Annotated in this window: 15 protein-coding genes; 9 read left to right on the forward strand and 6 right to left on the reverse strand. The window is 45.2% G+C overall.

The annotated features are described in order from the left end of the window. Positions 1 to 313: 313 nt before the first annotated feature. The gene (purC, locus tag QUA01_RS22575; protein WP_333092722.1) at positions 314 to 1042 is read right to left on the reverse strand and encodes a phosphoribosylaminoimidazolesuccinocarboxamide synthase; all 729 of its coding nucleotides are present in this window, start codon (positions 1040 to 1042) and stop codon (positions 314 to 316) included. Between the two features lie 536 nt (positions 1043 to 1578). On the opposite strand from purC, the gene QUA01_RS22580 reads away from it, so the two are divergent. From QUA01_RS22580 to QUA01_RS22615, 8 genes are all read left to right on the forward strand, one after another. Further along, positions 1579 to 2007 (forward strand): response regulator, encoded by a 429-nt coding sequence (locus tag QUA01_RS22580; RefSeq protein WP_194008343.1) that lies wholly within the window; start codon positions 1579 to 1581, stop codon positions 2005 to 2007. A gap of 119 nt (positions 2008 to 2126) precedes the next feature. After that, positions 2127 to 5540, forward strand: coding sequence for a response regulator (locus QUA01_RS22585; RefSeq protein ID WP_333092721.1), 3414 nt, complete (start codon positions 2127 to 2129; stop codon positions 5538 to 5540). A gap of 279 nt (positions 5541 to 5819) precedes the next feature. After that, complete coding sequence (locus tag QUA01_RS22590) at positions 5820 to 8156, forward strand: DNA phosphorothioation-associated putative methyltransferase (protein ID WP_333092720.1); 2337 nt, start codon at positions 5820 to 5822, stop codon at positions 8154 to 8156. Positions 8157 to 8246: 90 nt separating this feature from the next. Further along, entirely contained in the window at positions 8247 to 8513 is a 267-nt protein-coding gene (locus tag QUA01_RS22595; protein ID WP_333092719.1) for a BrnT family toxin, read from the forward strand. Positions 8514 to 8515: 2 nt separating this feature from the next. After that, positions 8516 to 8773, forward strand: a complete 258-nt coding sequence (locus QUA01_RS22600; protein WP_333092718.1) for a BrnA antitoxin family protein — start codon at positions 8516 to 8518, stop codon at positions 8771 to 8773. A gap of 128 nt (positions 8774 to 8901) precedes the next feature. Beyond that, positions 8902 to 9492, forward strand: a complete 591-nt coding sequence (locus tag QUA01_RS22605) for an SMI1/KNR4 family protein (RefSeq protein WP_333092717.1) — start codon at positions 8902 to 8904, stop codon at positions 9490 to 9492. A gap of 123 nt (positions 9493 to 9615) precedes the next feature. Then, positions 9616 to 9912 (forward strand): BrnT family toxin, encoded by a 297-nt coding sequence (locus tag QUA01_RS22610; RefSeq protein ID WP_333092716.1) that lies wholly within the window; start codon positions 9616 to 9618, stop codon positions 9910 to 9912. Then, positions 9902 to 10195 carry a hypothetical protein gene (locus tag QUA01_RS22615; RefSeq protein WP_194060355.1) on the forward strand — a complete coding sequence of 98 codons (294 nt, stop codon included), beginning with the start codon at positions 9902 to 9904 and terminating at the stop codon, positions 10193 to 10195. Before QUA01_RS22610 ends, QUA01_RS22615 begins: the two co-directional genes overlap by 11 nt. A 157-nt stretch (positions 10196 to 10352) precedes the next feature. On the opposite strand, the gene QUA01_RS22620 is transcribed toward QUA01_RS22615, so the two are convergent. The 4 genes from QUA01_RS22620 to QUA01_RS22635 all read right to left on the reverse strand — a co-directional run bounded on the left by QUA01_RS22620 (position 10353) and on the right by QUA01_RS22635 (position 14324). After that, positions 10353 to 11525 (reverse strand): TRC40/GET3/ArsA family transport-energizing ATPase, encoded by a 1173-nt coding sequence (locus QUA01_RS22620; protein WP_106148286.1) that lies wholly within the window; start codon positions 11523 to 11525, stop codon positions 10353 to 10355. A gap of 188 nt (positions 11526 to 11713) precedes the next feature. Beyond that, positions 11714 to 13522 (reverse strand): mechanosensitive ion channel family protein, encoded by a 1809-nt coding sequence (locus QUA01_RS22625; RefSeq protein WP_194070584.1) that lies wholly within the window; start codon positions 13520 to 13522, stop codon positions 11714 to 11716. A gap of 137 nt (positions 13523 to 13659) precedes the next feature. Beyond that, positions 13660 to 13854 carry a hypothetical protein gene (locus QUA01_RS22630; protein ID WP_228050302.1) on the reverse strand — a complete coding sequence of 65 codons (195 nt, stop codon included), beginning with the start codon at positions 13852 to 13854 and terminating at the stop codon, positions 13660 to 13662. Between the two features lie 77 nt (positions 13855 to 13931). Then, a complete protein-coding gene (locus QUA01_RS22635) occupies positions 13932 to 14324 on the reverse strand; it encodes a DUF2358 domain-containing protein (RefSeq protein WP_194070582.1) in 393 nt (130 codons plus the stop codon). A 69-nt stretch (positions 14325 to 14393) separates the two neighbouring features. Here QUA01_RS22635 and QUA01_RS22640 point away from each other — a divergent pair, with 69 nt between their 5' ends. Then, a complete protein-coding gene (locus QUA01_RS22640) occupies positions 14394 to 15002 on the forward strand; it encodes a glutathione S-transferase N-terminal domain-containing protein (protein WP_194070581.1) in 609 nt (202 codons plus the stop codon). A 92-nt stretch (positions 15003 to 15094) separates the two neighbouring features. Here QUA01_RS22640 and QUA01_RS22645 read toward each other — a convergent pair whose 3' ends face one another. After that, entirely contained in the window at positions 15095 to 16519 is a 1425-nt protein-coding gene (locus QUA01_RS22645; RefSeq protein WP_194070580.1) for an NADP-dependent isocitrate dehydrogenase, read from the reverse strand. Positions 16520 to 16727 lie beyond the last annotated feature (208 nt).

The raw sequence follows: 16727 nt of genomic DNA on the forward strand, positions 1-16727 counted from the left end.
TGCTTTGTCGCAGACTCGCATTCCGCACGCGCGAACCGTTTTTGTGATGGTAATCGATCGGACTTGATATCATTAGTCATTGGTCATTGGTCATTAGTCATTAATCATGGGTCAATGACTAATTACATCGGGAACATCTCAATGAGAGTAAAAACCTGTTGTAACAGTGCTGTCCCCGCTTTTGTCTGCTTGCTTATATATACAGCAAGCGGGGACAGCACTAATACAAGATCAAAACTGAGACGATCCCGCTGACATTCATCAAAAGCACAACGGCGACAAACTGTGCAATTGTAGCGCATTGTTAAGTGCTCTAAACTTTCTGAGCTAGAACCCGCTGGAGAACTTGCTGGTAAGCGGTTTCTACCGATCCCAAGTCACGGCGGAATCTGTCTTTGTCCATAACGCGCGCGTCGGGGTCAGTTTCTGCGTTGTCCCACAGGCGGCAGGTGTCGGGACTGATTTCGTCGGCGAGAATCAGGTTTTGATGTTGGTCGATGCCGAATTCTAGTTTGAAGTCTACCAGCGTGATGCCGCACTGGGTGAAAAATTCTTTGAGTATTTCGTTAATTTCGCGGGCGGCGATTTCTAGTTGTTCTACTTGTTCCGGGGTGGCTAGCTGCATTAACTGCAGTCTGCCCTGGGTCAGCAGGGGGTCTCCCAAATCATCGTTTTTGTAATAAAATTCCACCAGCGCCGGATTGACAATTGTACCCATCGCAATTCCGGTTTGTTTGCACAGACTACCGGCAGCAATGTTTCTGACTACAACTTCTAAGGGCAAGATGCGGACGCGGCAGACTCGCATTTGGTTGGGCGCTGGCGTGTCTATGAAGTGGGTGCGTATGCCTTTGGCTTCTAGCATCCGAAACAGGTGGGCGGATACGGCGCAGTTGATTTCGCCTTTCCCCACAATGCTGCCGCGTTTCTGGGCGTTAAAGGCTGTAGCGTCGTCTTTGAAGTGGGTCAGCAAAATTTCGCCCTCTTCGGTGGAGTAGAGGATTTTGGCTTTGCCTTCGTAGAGTTTGCGTCCGGCTGACATGGCGATTCATAATGTAGATGAGTTGTAGATTTTACAGTAGCTCGATCGCGCATTATTGGCGAGTGTTTGGCTCTCGGCAGCCCCGCCCCCGCCCCTCACAGGCGAGTACCTCTGTGGATAGATACTGCGATCGGTCTAGCCATAAATGATTCTTGACAACGCAAAATAGAGATTAGACCGGCTTTGTTCGCTATCCCCCGCGCCCGAACCCAAAAACGGTTCAACAGTTGCCAGCATTCAAGGTTGACAGCAAACAGTTAACAGTTACTTCGGACTTCTACCATTTTTTTAAAGATGTGCTATATAGATGAAGTCCTAGCCCCCCGATGCCTTGGGGGGGGTGAGATGTAACGCTACTTAATGAAATTGGTATTGCGCGCGCCAGGAAATTGTCAGCGAGGGAAATTAATGTTTCCTTGCACCATACAACGGGGAGGCTTTAAACCCATTTTTTCCGGTAAATCTTCAATCCAAAAATCGACGGAAACTCCCAACGCTCAAGAGTCGTTAAAACATATCTATAAAAAGACTGATTTATGGAAAAAAAAATTCATATCCTTTTGGTAGAAGATGACGAAGTAGATGTGATGAACGTCCAGCGAGCGTTCAAAAAAAATAACATCGTCAATCCGCTATACATGGCTGCCAACGGACTAGAAGCTCTGGCTATATTACGCCAAGAAGAAAAAATAGAACCTGTAATGCCTCAAACGCGCAGGTTGGTTTTGCTGGACTTGAATATGCCGAGAATGAACGGCATTGAGTTTTTACGAGAATTGCGGCAAGATCAAAATCTGAGATCGATTCCAGTGATCGTCCTCACAACTTCTAATGAAGATAGAGATAAAGTAGAAGCTTATAATTTGAATGTAGCTGGCTATATTCTTAAACCAGTCACTTTTTCTAATTTTGTAGAAGTTATGGGAACCCTCAACAGATACTGGATGCTGAGCGAAATTCCCTAGATTATGGAAAATTTAACAAAAAAGTTTCAAAGTGGCTTTTCTGATTTTTTAGCGGTGCATTTATTCTATTAGTCTTTGTATGCCACAGCTTTTTCTGATTAATCTCTAATTCTCTTGTTATGGACAAGCTTATTAAAATTCTGATAGTTGATGACGATGAAGTCGATCGGATGAGGGTCAAACGTTCGCTAAAGTCTGCTGGGGTTTGGGCAGAAGTTACTGAAGCAGAAGATTGTGCCGAGGCCCTCGCCACACTCTCGATCAGGAAAAATTCTAGCACAGCGGCCGATCAACTCTCCACACAAAATCAATCCTCACATTTAAGGAACGTTGAGGAGACAGACAACTCGCTGCTATTAAATCAAATATTTGAGTGCGACTTTGACTGTGTATTCCTAGACTACGGCTTACCGGACGGAGACGGACTTAGTTTAGTGAAAGATATACGAGAAGCTGGGATCAAAATCCCCTTAATTGTCCTCACAGGTCAAGGCGATGAACAAATTGCAGTGGAATTGATGAAGGCTGGAGCTTCTGATTATATCGTTAAAGGCAAGATGTCTCCAGATAGTTTGTCGCGCAGTTTGTTTAATGCACTTCGCGTTTACCGCGCCGAATATAAGGCGCTTCTGACGAGTCAAAAACTTAAGGAAAGTGAGGAACGCTACAGGTTAGTTGTAGAGGGGGTAAATGACGGAATTTGGGATTGGGATTTAAGTAAAAATGATGTTTATTGGAACGATCGCCTTTTGGGAATGATCGGGTTGTCGCGCTATCAATTTGGCAGCACGATGGATGCTCTATACAGCCGCCTGCATCCAGAGGACAAGGACGGCATCATTCGGGCGATCGGGGATCACTTAGAACAAGGAATTGACTACAATGTAGAATTCCGACTGCTGCATTCATCCGGTGCTTACCGCTACTGCACTTCTCAGGGAAAAGCTCAGCGGAATGCGCAAGGAAAAGCACTGCGGATGGCCGGCATAATTAGCGACATTACCGAGCGCAAACAAGCCGAAGATGCTCTAGAAATAGAAATGCAGCAATTGAAACAAATTATTGCTTGCGTGCCGGTAGCAATGGCGATGTTCGATACTCAAATGCGCTATTTAGTTAACTCTCACAAATGGCTGACTCAATTTAATTTGGAGTGGCAGTCTCTGACTAATCTCAGTCATTACGAAGTGTTTCCAGATACGCCAAATCGCTGGAAAGTAATGTATGAAGAAGTGCTCAAAGGCGAGATAGTTTCTTTCAGCGAAGATGCTTGGGAACGAGCAGACGGCTCTGTTTTGTATTTGCGCTGGGCTGCTCATCCTTGGTACAATCCCGACGGCAGAGTGGGGGGAATGGTGATGGTAGCGGACAAGATTAATGAATTGGTGGAAGCGCGGGAAACTGCCCTAGAAGCAAGCCGGGTGAAATCGCAATTTTTGGCGAACATGAGTCACGAAATTCGCACTCCGATGAATGGGGTTTTGGGGATGGCTCAATTGCTGTTGCTGGCTCCTCTGGAACCGAAACCGCGCGAGTGCGCTCAGACTATTTACCGCAGTGCTGAACATTTGCTGAGCGTGATTAATGACATCCTAGATTTTTCTAAGATTGAAGCTGGAGAAATGCGGCTGGAAAAAGCTGATTTTGATTTAGATAGCTGCATTGAATCTGTGATAGAAATGGTAGCGCCTTTGGCAGATGAAAAAGATATTGAATTAAATATTTTAGTTGATAGTTCGGTGCCGAAAAAGTTGGTGGGCGACTCGGGCAGGCTGAAGCAAATTTTGATAAATTTGACTGTAAATGCCATAAAATTTACCGATCGCGGTCAAGTTTTTATTCACGTTACTGTCAAGCGGAGCAAGCAACTGGTAGAGGGCAAAGAAGATATTAAATTGCTATTTTCAGTCCGGGATACTGGGATTGGAATTTCGCCGGAAGGGCAGACAAAGCTGTTCCAATCTTTTTCTCAGGTAGACGATTCTCCTACTAGACCTTACGGCGGTACGGGTTTGGGTTTGGCGATTTGCAAGCAGTTAGTGGATATGATGGAAGGCGACATTGGAGTTCGCAGTTTGCTAGATAGCGGTTCGACTTTTTGGTTTGCTGTACCTTTGGAAAAACAGTTGCAAGTTCAGCCTCAATCGCCCGAACTAGCAGGTAAGAAGCTGTTAGTAGTATCTGGAAGCGCTTTGAGGAGGGCGGCGGTACGATCGCTCGCTCAAAGTTGGGGTGCTCGCTGCGATGAAGCAGAAACTGCTGCTGATGCTTTGACTTGGTTGCAAAATTCTCGGGGCGGGATTTCTGAGGATTCGGGGGAAGGGGAAAAATGCTGCGATGCGGTGCTTGTGGATTTGCAAATGCCGGATTTGGATGCGGAGGAATTTGGTTTGAAAGTGCGATCGCTCTCAACAGTTGACTCGTTAATCGCCATGACTGCTTTGCGGGAACAGGCGAAAGCGGAAGCCCTTTGCAGTGTGGGTTTTAGCGGCTATTTGATCGAGCCGGTGCGGCCTTCCCGCTTGCTTGAGGCTTTGCTGGCCCCCGTTAAGGAAAGGGGAGAGTTTGACAGCTTGGAGGCTGCTAATAGTCGCAATTTTCCAGCAGCTAATTCTCAATACGTTACTTCCAATTCGCCCTCATCGCTGAAAATTTTGCTGGCGGAAGACCACCCGATCAATCAACAAGTTATAGTCGAACAGTTGGCAGCTTTAGGCTATCGTGCTGACTGCGCCGCCAACGGTCAAGAAGCGCTGGATTTGTTGGCAGAAAACAACTACGATCTAGTGTTGATGGACTGTCAAATGCCGGTACTTGACGGTTACGCAACTGTGCGAAAGTTGAGGGAACGAGAAAAGGGCGATCGGCATACTTTTGTGCTTGCTTTAACAGCTCACGCTTTACCGGGGGAACGAGAAAAGTGTCTGGCGGCGGGGATGGATGATTATCTCAGCAAACCAGTAGATTTAGATGCTTTGGCGGCGGCACTGAACAAGTATGAAGCCCAAAACGCTCATTTTAAAAACTATGGAGTTCAAAATATTAATTTGGTAGAACCGGAGATAGCGGTAACATATTATACAGAAACCTCCCAAAAAGTAGAGGTGGCCGCTGTGCCGGCATCAAGGGCGATCGCGCTTCAAACTTGGGAACACGGAGACTGTGACGGACTGTTCGACAAAAGCAGATTGGAGCAACTCCGACGAGTTAATATTAAATTGCCCGATCGCCTTTTGCAAGCATTTGTAGGAAACGCGCAAGCTGATGTGGCTGCTGCCAAAATAGCCGTAGAAGCTAAAGATTGGCCAACTGTGGAATATCAAGCACACCGTCTCAAAGGAACTGCTGCAAATGTGGGAGTTGCCCTGATGTCGGATTTGGCGGCACAATTAGAGAATTATGCCCGAAGCTTTCAATCTGAACCCGCAGCGGCTCAATTATCAACTATTGAGGTAGTTCAAAAAATATTAGTGAGTTTATCCAGTCATTTAGCGCGGGTTCGAGAATTTGTAGAAACTCGAATATTTGGTTAATAATATGTTAGCCTATCGTCCATAGTCGAACGTAGTAGTAATTGAAATCGCGCCTACAAAAACAAAGTCCACTCCTAGCAGACTAATATCGTTTCCGGTTCATCGGAATAATAAAATCGAGTCAACAGTTAACAGTCAACAGTCAACAGTCAACAGTCAACAGTCAACAATCACCTGACGGTACAACCGGAATTGATATAACAAATAAATCCTTTCTTTCTTGACTCTGTGTCCTCTGCGTTCTCTGCGGTTAATTAAAAAAAATAAATTAATTTAGCTATGACCTACGATATCAGTAACAACCCTATTTTAGATACCCAACCCTTAGAAAATGATCGAGAACTGCTAACACCTTTGATGGCTTTTGCTCAACAAATTTTGTTGCACGAACTAGAAGCAGAACCTCTGGAATTGCATTACCAGTCTCTAGCCGATGGCGGGGGAGTGGCGGTAAATTGTATTGTGGAAAAAGTAGCTCGCTGCTGTCGGGAAAGCAAAATTGGCAAAAAATTACCGACAGCTTTTTACATTCACGTTTCTGCCTTGTCAGCGCTCAATCCTGTCCTCGCAATTTACGAAAATTGTGCGAGACAAAATCTCGAAAACATTGATGAAGCAACTTTAGTTAAATTTTCACTTCAGCAACCTAAAATATCTTATCTTTTTTACCCCGATTTCGACACAGACGCTCACCCTGCTTTGCAAACCAGCATCCAAATTAATCTGGAAACAGGCGAAGTTAAATGTTTCGATTATAGCAACAGCGAAAATCCCCCGGTTTTGCACCGCAAGGAAACTTTTGTAATTGCGGATTATCCCAATTACGAAAAGTTTGCTCGACTGACTCGCAGCGAGGAAGGATGGGGACTGCTTGACAATACTAGCGTTATCGGTACTCGCGAGGGTTGGCTGAAATATTTGGGATATTGCGGTGTAGAAATTCAAGATCATACTGTTGTTGAACGTTTGAAACAGCAGAATAGCGATCTTTCAATTCCTAAAATTGAACGCCACAAAGCTGCGATGGTACGAAACTCTGTTTCTAAGCCGGTGCGTTTGGTTTTGGAATCGGATTTGTTTGTGGATGGGATGACTTTTTTTGATTACGGTTGCGGCTATGGCGGCGATGTTAAATATATTGCGGGAGAGGGTTATGTGGCTGCGGGTTGGGACCCGTACTATCAGCCGGAAACTCCGCGAATTTGTGCGGATATTGTGAATGTTGGTTATGTGATTAATGTGATTGAGTCTTTGGGGGAAAGGCGAGAAGCTTTGCTGAATGCTTGGGATTTAACTAAGAATTTATTGGTTGTGGCGGCTCAGGTTTTGATTGATGATGGCGATCGCGGTCAAATTGCTTATGGGGATGGGGTGATTACTTCTCGCAATACTTTTCAGAAGTATTACGAACAGCAAGAGTTGAAGGTTTATATTGACCAAGTTTTGAATGTTGATGCGATTCCTGTGGCTTTGGGGATTTATTTTGTGTTTCGGGATGCGACGGCGGGTGAGGGTTTTCGGGCTTCTCGGTTTCGATCGCGCTTATCGACTCCCAGAGTGCGATCGCAAGTCAAGCGATTTGAGGATTATGCCGAAATACTGGCTCCTTTGATGGCTTTTGTGAGCGATCGGGGGCGTCTTCCGGTGAAAGACGAATTAGCGGAAGAATCGCCAATCAAGCAGGAATTCCACAGTTTTAACCGCGCTTGGAGGGTGATTTTGCAAGCAACGGATGCGGATGATTGGGAGAAAATCGCCGACAAGCGCCGCCAGGATTTGCTAGTATATCTCGCTCTCAACCGTTTGGGCGATTCCCTACAGGATGGCGACGCGGTGCGTCCTTCGATGCGCCGGCTTCCGGCTCAAATCCGCAATGACATTAAGGGTTTGTTTGACAGTTATCAAAAAGCTTGCACTTTGGCAGATTTAATGCTATACAGTTTGGGCAAAGCTGATATTGTGGCGGATTGTTGCGAGGATAGCGCGATCGGGTACAAACAACCCGGTTCCCTTTCAGTTCACGTCTCATGTTTAGAAGAACTTGACCCTTTGCTGCGACTCTACGAAGGCTGCGCCAACCGCACAATTGGCAGGCTTGACGGTGCTACAATTATCAAATTTCACACTCCAAAACCGCAGATATCCTATTTATTTTATCCCGATTTTGATACTAACCCGCATCCAGCCCTCCACAGGTCTATGCACATACATTTGCGCGATCTTTCTGTCAGCTACGAAGACTATTCAGATGCGTACAATCCGCCAATTTTAGTTAAAAAAGAAGCTTTTGTTAATCCGAATTATCCGCATTACGAAAAGTTCGCGAAACTCACCCGCCAAGAGGCAAAGTTAGGGATTTTTGATGGTTCCGTCGTTAAGAAATATCGGGAATGGGTGAAGTGTTTGGAGGACAATTGCGTGAGAATTAAGGGGCATAAGTTGTTTTGGCGATCGGATGCTGACCCGGAAAAGTTGAAAATGTTGAAAACAAATGCGTCGGAACGCCAGCAGAAAAAAATTGAGGTTAATGCGGGAAAGAGTGAAGGAACTGCAGAGGACACAGAGAGCACAGAGGATGGAAAAGAAGAGGGAGGGGAAGTTATATCTTTAAGATAGGACGGTGTTCTAAGGTCATTGGTAGGACGAGAACAGGTGACAAGTATTTTCTTCCTGGTAGTATGTACAGATGTGCATACTATAATTGAGATGGCTTACCAATGGAATCCAGAGAAAGCAGCAGCCAATCTTCGCAAATATGGTATCGACTTTGCTGATGCAGTATCGGTTTTCTCAGATGCTCTGGCAATTACAATTCCAGATGAGCGTTTTGATGAAGAACGATTCGTCACGATTGGCATGGATGGCTTTGCCAGAGTTTTGGTTGTTATTTACACATTGCGGGGTGATGAAATTCGACTTATTTCTGCCCGCAAAGCGACTAGGCAAGAGCGACAGCAGTACGAGGAGGAATAGTCATGGAAACAGAGTATGATTTTAGTCAGGGTAAGCGAGGGGCGATCGATCCAACATTACCTGAGAAAACTCGGATCGCAATCTGGTTAAATGATGAGGTTTTAGCGTGGTTTCGCGAACAAGTTCATTTAGCAGATGGAGGGAACTACCAAACCTTGATTAATGAAGCGTTGCGTCAACATATCCAGCAGAGTTCTGAGCCTTTGGAACAAACTTTGCGAAGAGTTGTACGAGAAGAACTTCAGCGGATTGAAAAGTGAAGTGCAAATGACCGCGCAACGAACTGTTTCGATACCTTCCCAATTCTTGCCTACAGTCAGGGCCGGATGTTGCGGAATTATCGCGAAAATGAACTGCACTTAAACCAACAGGCTTCGGAGGTTTTCTCATGGAAATAATTTGGGAAAGAATTGATAATTGGCTCGCAGCCAATGCACCTCAAGTGCTGAAAAGTCTCAGGCCCGGCGCTACTGATGAGGAGATTTATCGAGCAGAAGCATTCTTTGGTGTAGAGTTTCCCGAAGATTTCAAGCTGTCTTACCGCGTGCATAACGGTCAGGATGAAGAATCTTATTCCCTATTCCCCCAATTGGAGTTACTCTCTATCCAAAGCGCGATCGAAATATCTGAAAAATGGCAGAATTGTTCTGACGATAATTTTAGGTGCGATCGTGAAAACATTTTTGAAGGAATCTGGAACGGTTGGTGGAACCGGAATTGGATTCCATTCACAAACGAAAGCAATGGTGCTTGCGAATGCGTAGATTTAGCCCCAGCAGCAGGCGGAAATGTTGGACAAGTCATTATTGTTGAGTGGCAGGAGGCTACTAGAGGGCTTATTGCACCTAATTTTCGAGTTTATCTGGAAACCTTTGCAAATGCACTAGAACGAGGAGAATATCGGTTCTCTGAGAATGGTTATGGGTTGGTGGATCTAGTTGACTTTGAAATACTGGATCTCGCAGTTGGTAATGGTTAATATCGCCCATAGACTGCACCCAGCGCCTGAGCCGTTTGCTAAAGTGCTCGATACCTGTCTAGCAATCGTCTAACTCAAAGAACGTATTGACATTGTAAATACATTTTACCTATACTAGGGAGCATGAATGTATACTTCGTGCTCCATGGCATTACCTTTGTATGGGATGACGGAAAAGCGCGGATTAATCCCACAAATCATGATGGGGTTACTTTTCAACAAGCTGCTGAATGCTTCTTTGATCCATTTCTAGTTGTCGTTGATGCCAGCCGCAATGAGGAAGCGCGTGATGCTGTGATTGGGCTAGATAGTCGGTGGAATCTACTGTATGTGGTTCACATTGAGCGTGAAGAAAATGTCATTCGGATTATTTCAGCACGTAAAGCAACTCGTCAGGAGAGGGCAGAGTATGAAGGTTGAAGCATTAAAGCAGCGATTAGACCGCAACCGTCCAATGACTAGCGTAACAATCCGTATGCCCGAAGATGTTGTGGAAGATTTAAAAAAAGTTGCACCATTGTTGGGTTTTTCGGGTTATCAGCCATTAATTCGTGCTTATATCGGTCAAGGTTTGCGCGTTGATTTAGAACGATTTGAGAGCGAGACAGTCACAGCCTTAGTAGCAAGTTTGAAGCGTCGAGGTGTCAGCGATGCAGTGATTGATGAGGCATTAAAGGAAGTCGTTGATGCTAAATCATGTTAATTGTATCTAGCAGTAACGGAGGACACGGCAATGCCGTTTCCCTACATCAAAATAATCGCAGCACGGGCAAAAACTCCCAGCCACAATAGTCGCGAGAGATGTAACTACCGCCGATTAATTGTAGGGACACGGCAATGCCGTGTCCTTACCCGCAGCATCAAGCAAACTTAATCTTCAAATAATCATCCTCCATCTTCGCCCCGGAAGGTTGCAGCGCGGCTAAAGCTTGCGGCAAAACCATATTGCGACGGTGATTCCCAATCCGAACATTCAACTCATCTCCCGTTTTCGTCAACTGAATTTGATCCTTAGCAATTCCCGGCAAATACAGTTCGAGAACATATTGATTGTTGTCCTGCACAATTCTAATCGTATTTTCTGTGTAATAAACCTTGCTTGGGTCTTCATCTGCATAAAGCGTTTCTTTCAAGCGTTCCAAAGCCGGCAAACCGCACATTTCCTCGGAATAAAGCGGGACTTCTTTTACAGGAAGCGGCCGGAAATTTTCGTGAATTTCCTGCTTGTACTGCTGCTGGTTCTCTTTCCAACGCTTGAAAAATGGATCGGTTACTTCTTCAGGAATAATCCGGTTGGCGACAATTAAATCTGTGGCAACATTGTACAAACTCAAATAGGCGTGAGCCCGCAAAGATTCTTTGATTACCATTTTTTCAGGATTAGTAATTAGCCTGACCGAAGTTACAGTATTGTCAGTTAAAATCTTTTCCAAAGCTTCAATTTGTTCGTAAAATTCGTAAGGTGCATCCATCACCTCTTTGTCGGGCAAAGAAAAGCCCGCAAGTGGTCTAAAAAACGGTTCAACTAAAGGTCTGAGGGCAACAGATATACCTTGCAAAGGCTTGTAAAATTTTCTCATGTACCAGCCGCCAACTTCCGGCAAACTTAGCAGTCGCAATGCTGTACCTGTGGGGGCGGAATCGATAATTAAAACATCATATATGCCCTCGTCGTAATGGCGTTTCATCCGCACCAAACCAAAGATTTCGTCCATTCCCGGCAAAATGGCTAATTCTTCAGCTTGCACGCCCTCAAGTCCCTGCGCTTTCAAAACTTGAGTAATGTAGCGTTTGACTGCTCCCCAATTGCCTTCTAATTCCCTGAGAGCGTCCAATTCTGCTCCCCACAAATTGGGTTTGACCAGTCGAGCATCGTGTCCGAGTTCCATGTCGAAGCTGTCGGCCAAGGAGTGGGCGGGATCTGTGCTCAGCACTAGGGTTTTGTATCCCAATTCGGCGCATCGCAAGCCCGTAGCAGCGGCTACGGAGGTTTTGCCGACGCCGCCTTTTCCGGTCATTAATATTAAGCGCATTGATTGTTTAGCTCGCCTGAAAGTTCTTTACTTATATATTGTAACGGGATGTAACGGAGATTAATTTAGTGGGGTAATTAATTTGGGCGATCGCCCGCCGGACACAGCCAATTGTCAACAAAGCACGAAATCGGTGCGATGTCAATAGCAATAAAATTTAAATCGTGTCCGATGGCTCGATCGCGAACTCATCGCATTTTTTGGTCATACTTTTCATCTAAAGCGTGCGATCCATTGGAATTACGATCGCCCTTTGAGACTTCCTGCAGCGAATTTTTAAACCAGATGGACTGCTGGGGGAATGGCATAGAAATGTTCTCTTCATCAAATACCTGCTTCAATCGCCGGCGAAACTCGCGTCCGACTTCCCACTTTTTCAGGGGTTGAGTTTGAATCAAGAGGCGAATCGTAATGCTATTTTCACCAAACGCATCAACGCCCAGTACCTTGGGAGGTTCTAATATTAATTCTTGCCACTCAGAATCCAAACTCATTTGAGTCGCTGCTTTTTTAATTACGGCGATCGCACGGTCAATATCGGTATTATAAGCAACCTCAATACCTAAATTCACACGAGACCAACTGCTAGTATGGTTTTTCACCATAGTAATACTGCCATTTGGAATACTAATTAGATCGCCATCTTGGTTCCGTAATTGAGTTACCCGCAGGTTCATTGTTTCCACGGTTCCACTTTCATTGTTAGCAGTGATTATATCGCCAACGCCATACTGATCCTCCAAGAGAAAAAACAATCCGTTAATCATGTCTTTGACAAGACTTTGAGAGCCAAAGGAAATCGCTAACCCAAAAATACTCACACTTGCCAAAAGCGGCACAATGTTAACACCCAAAATTGACAAAGCAGTCAATCCGCCAGCAGCAATACAACAGAAACCGCTAGCTCCCTTCATCACGCCAGAAAAGGTTTTTAGCCGCTGAATCCTTCGGACTGATGCACTGTCTGGAAGGAATTGCCCCTGACTGAGAGCTGCTACAAAATGGTCAATTACAACGAAGCTGATGCGAAGTATTAGGTAAGTTGCAGCCCCAATTAAGATTAAGTTGAGTAAGGTGACGCTCAAACTTTTCAGCAATAGTGATTGCAGCCATCGAGTCTGCGGAAACAGGCTCAAACAAAATGAAATTCCGCCTCCCCACAGGCCAAGCTGGCCGAGTTGTAATAACCGCTGTCGCACTTCATACCAAAATTTGAGCCGCTGCTTCCGAGCAATTTTTTGTTGCTGTTTGCAAGCAATCGCTGCAGCTTCATCCTGCTCCTGCTCAGACAAATCTTCTACTTGCTCTTGGGAAGCATTGAGTTGTTCGATTTGTGTTAAGACTGCTGCATAACGGGCTTTGATATAGCGCTGTCTGAGGCGCATTCCCAGACTGAGCAGGAGCATAAATAGGATGACTCCGCCCGCTCGCAATGCCTGTTTTGCTAAAAACTTTGGCTGATGCTCCCGTTGAGACGCAAGCAGGGCATTTTTAATAATTTGAGTCAAGTTTTGAGCGTGAGTGGTTAGCTCGACTCCGTACAGGCGAGCATCGTCAGTGGTAACGGTCATCAAATAGTTTTTATTGACAGAAATAATTGGAAGTTGACTCGTTTGGTCTACGCTGTAATCGACTTCTAATTTTCCCGGTTCAAAGTTGGTATTGGCAATTCCTTGAAGCTGATTTGTAACGGTTTTTACTCTTTGCTGAATGGGTGAAAGAGAAATTGCTTCTTGCTGCTTGGTGTTGAGCGCAGGAGCTGTCAAAGCAAATATCGAACGACCATCTAAATAAACATCACCGACAACAAAGTTAGTGCTATCGTTGGCGGAATAAATATTGAATAATCGCTGTGGTTCTGGAGATGAGGGTTGTCCGACCACTGGCACTATCGACGCGCCCAAGAGGAAGATGAATGCACCAATTGCCAAGGCAATTTTGTGCCACAGGTAATTAGTTCGACGAGAATTAAGATTTATCCAGTTCAAGCAAGACATTTTTCTACACATTGCATATTTGTATCAAGGTCTCACCTGGGTTTGATTGCTACAGAATGCAGTTGATGGCGCAATCTGCGCTGTCGCCATTAAGCCAAGGATGATGGCGCAACAGGGTGGCCTTTAGGTTCGATCGCTCAAAGCCAGAGGAATTGAGCAAATGATGGTGGTGAGGCCTGACTCGATCGACTAAAGTGTTGAGTTCGATCGCCGGTTTCGCCACCAAAGCTGTCATTATAACGCTGCAGCCAAGACTGTTTGACTAGATGAGAAATTGAGGCGCTGTCATAGTAGTGGCTGGTAAATTCTGCGATCGCGCGATCGGCAATCATCTATCGCTTTTAATCGGGCAAATTAAAAAAGGTTTTACCTGGTGCATAGCAAGCAAAGGGAACGCAGCAAGCGACAGTCACTTTTGAGTAGCGACGGGAAATACAAGTTGTTTGAGAACATCAAAGCGCGAACAGTTCCAGTAATCAATGTGGGAAACGATTAAACCGTCGCTGTTGACCTTCAGTTCGCTTCTCCCGCTAATCGCCATTTTTGGTTTCCAAGGTAGCGGTGCGATCCAACTCAGAGTCCAGCGAGTTTCTATGGCATCTCCCGACTGAGAAATATCGTGCAAATCGAGTTGAATTTGTTGAAAAAAAGTCCCCATAAACCCCAGCATTTTTTGGTAGCGATCGACTCCTGTAAATCGATTTAGAGGGTCTTCAAAATAAACATCTTTAGCATAAATGCTGTAAGTCTGATTTTCAGGAAATCTACGGTAGTCCTCGGTGATAACTTGAATAATATCCATTACGATTAGCGATTTGCCTAAAATGATTATAATATAGTTTATACCTGCTACAGAAAAGGCGGACAATTTATGATCGACCTCTACACTTTTACCACGCCCAACGGACGCAAAGTCTCGATTATGCTCGAAGAAATAGGTTTACCCTACAACACGCACGTCATCGACATCAGAAAAAACGACCAATTTAGCCCAGAGTTTATCGCCATCAACCCCAACAGCAAAATTCCGGCAATAGTCGATCGCGATAACGGCATCACCGTCTTCGAGTCCGGCGCCATCCTGATCTATCTAGCAGAAAAAAGCGGCAAATTTCTACCCACCGAAAAAGAAAAATACTTTCAAGTTATCGAGTGGCTGATGTTTCAAATGGCTAGTGTCGGGCCAATGTTCGGTCAGCTAAACCACTTCAAACGCTATGCACCCGAACAAATTCCCTATGCCATTCAACGCTACGAAACAGAAACCTTGCGACTCTACGGAGTATTAGACACTCAACTAGCAAAATCCGAATATATCTGCGGCGAATATTCAATTGCCGATATGGCTATTTATCCCTGGGTTGCTATTTACGAATTTCAAGGATTAACCCTCGACAACCACCCCCACCTCAAACGCTGGGTAGAAACCTTGCAGAAGCGCCCAGCAGTTGAGCGCGGCATGGCTGTCCCCGCGATGTAAAAATCAAAAAAATTAACCGCAGACAAACAAAGATATCACTAATTAGATCTAAGTTTGTCCGCGTTCACCTGCGGTTAAAAAATCTTTAAAACCTAATCAGCGAAATGCTGAATAATCGCATCCGCAAACTCAGAACACTTCAGTTCCGGCACAGGTGGTTCCATCAACCTTGCCAAATCGTAGGTAACTTCACCGTTAGAAATGGCCGCGCCCAAACCTTTTTTAATTAAATCTGCGGCTTCCTGCCATCCCATATATTCTAACATCATTACCCCCGACAAAATCAGGGAACCGGGATTGACTTTATCCAAACCAGCGTGTTTTGGTGCAGTGCCGTGAGTCGCCTCAAAAACTGCACATTCATCGCCAATATTCGCGCCGGGGCCCATTCCCAATCCGCCGACAATTGCAGCCGCCGCATCGGATAAGTAATCGCCGTTTAAATTCATGGTTGCCAAAATCGAATATTCGCCTGGCCTGGTTTGAATTTGCTGAAAAATACTATCAGCAATTCTGTCATTAACCATGATTTTTTCTTGCCACTTACCGTTACCGTGACTGTCCCAAATTGCAAACAGAACGTCGGCAACTTCTTGGCGGATTTTAGCTTGTTTTTCGGGAGTCAAGGCATCGTATCCCGGATCGATTTGGCGGGCATTGTCTTCTAAGCTAATCTCGGGATTGCGTTCTTTGTTGCCCAGAATCCAAGATTCTCTTTCTGTCACGCATTGGTTCCGAAATTCGGTGGTTGCTAGTTCGTAACCCCAATCTCGGAAAGCTCCTTCGGTGTATTTCATGATGTTGCCTTTGTGCACCAAGGTTACTTGTTGCTTGTCTTTTGGCAACCGCAAAGCGTGGGTCATAGCCCGCCGCACTAAACGCTGGGAACCGCTTTTGCTAATTGGTTTAATGCCGATTCCAGAATCGAGGCGAATTTGTTTTTTGCCGTGTTCTGGTGTGGCGGGAATTAACTCATTATTGAGGTATTCAATCAATTTCTTGCCGATTTCGCTGCCTTTTGCCCATTCAATTCCGAGGTAAATATCTTCTGTATTTTCCCGGTAAATAATTACGTCTAGCAGTTCAGGAGTTTTGTGCAGCGATGGGGTTCCATCGTAATATTTGCATGGCCGCACGCAGGCGTAGAGGTCAAAGATTTGCCGCAATGCTACGTTGAGCGATCGAATTCCGCCACCGATTGGGGTTGTCAGCGGGCCTTTGATGGCGACTCCGTATTCTTTGATGGCGTCTAGGGAATCTTGGGGCAAATATTGGTATGTACCGTAGACATCGCAGGCTTCGTCGCCTACGTAAATCTTGAACCAGTTAATTTTTCGCTGGCCGCCGTAAGCCTGTTCTACTGCGGCATCCATGACTTTCTGCGATGCTGGCCACAAGTCCACGCCCGTACCGTCGCCGCGTATGAAGGGAATAATTGGGTCGTTGGGGACGATCGGCAAACCGTCTTTGAATGTAATTTTAGAACCAGTTGTCGGGGCTACAATTTTTTCGTACATATCTTAACAGTGCGGATACCAATGTTCCCTATTTTGCCACGATTATACCAGAAGGAAGAAGTCATTAGTCATTAGTCATTAGTTATTAGTCATTAGTCATCAGTCATTTTACCCGCTCGCGAAGTCGAAGGGTAGTCATTAGTCATTAGTCATTAGTCATTAGTCATTAGTCATTAGTCATTAGTCATTAGTCATTAGTCATTAGTCA

This window comes from Microcoleus sp. S36a_B3, assembly GCF_036700745.1.
Lineage (GTDB): Bacteria > Cyanobacteriota > Cyanobacteriia > Cyanobacteriales > Microcoleaceae > Microcoleus.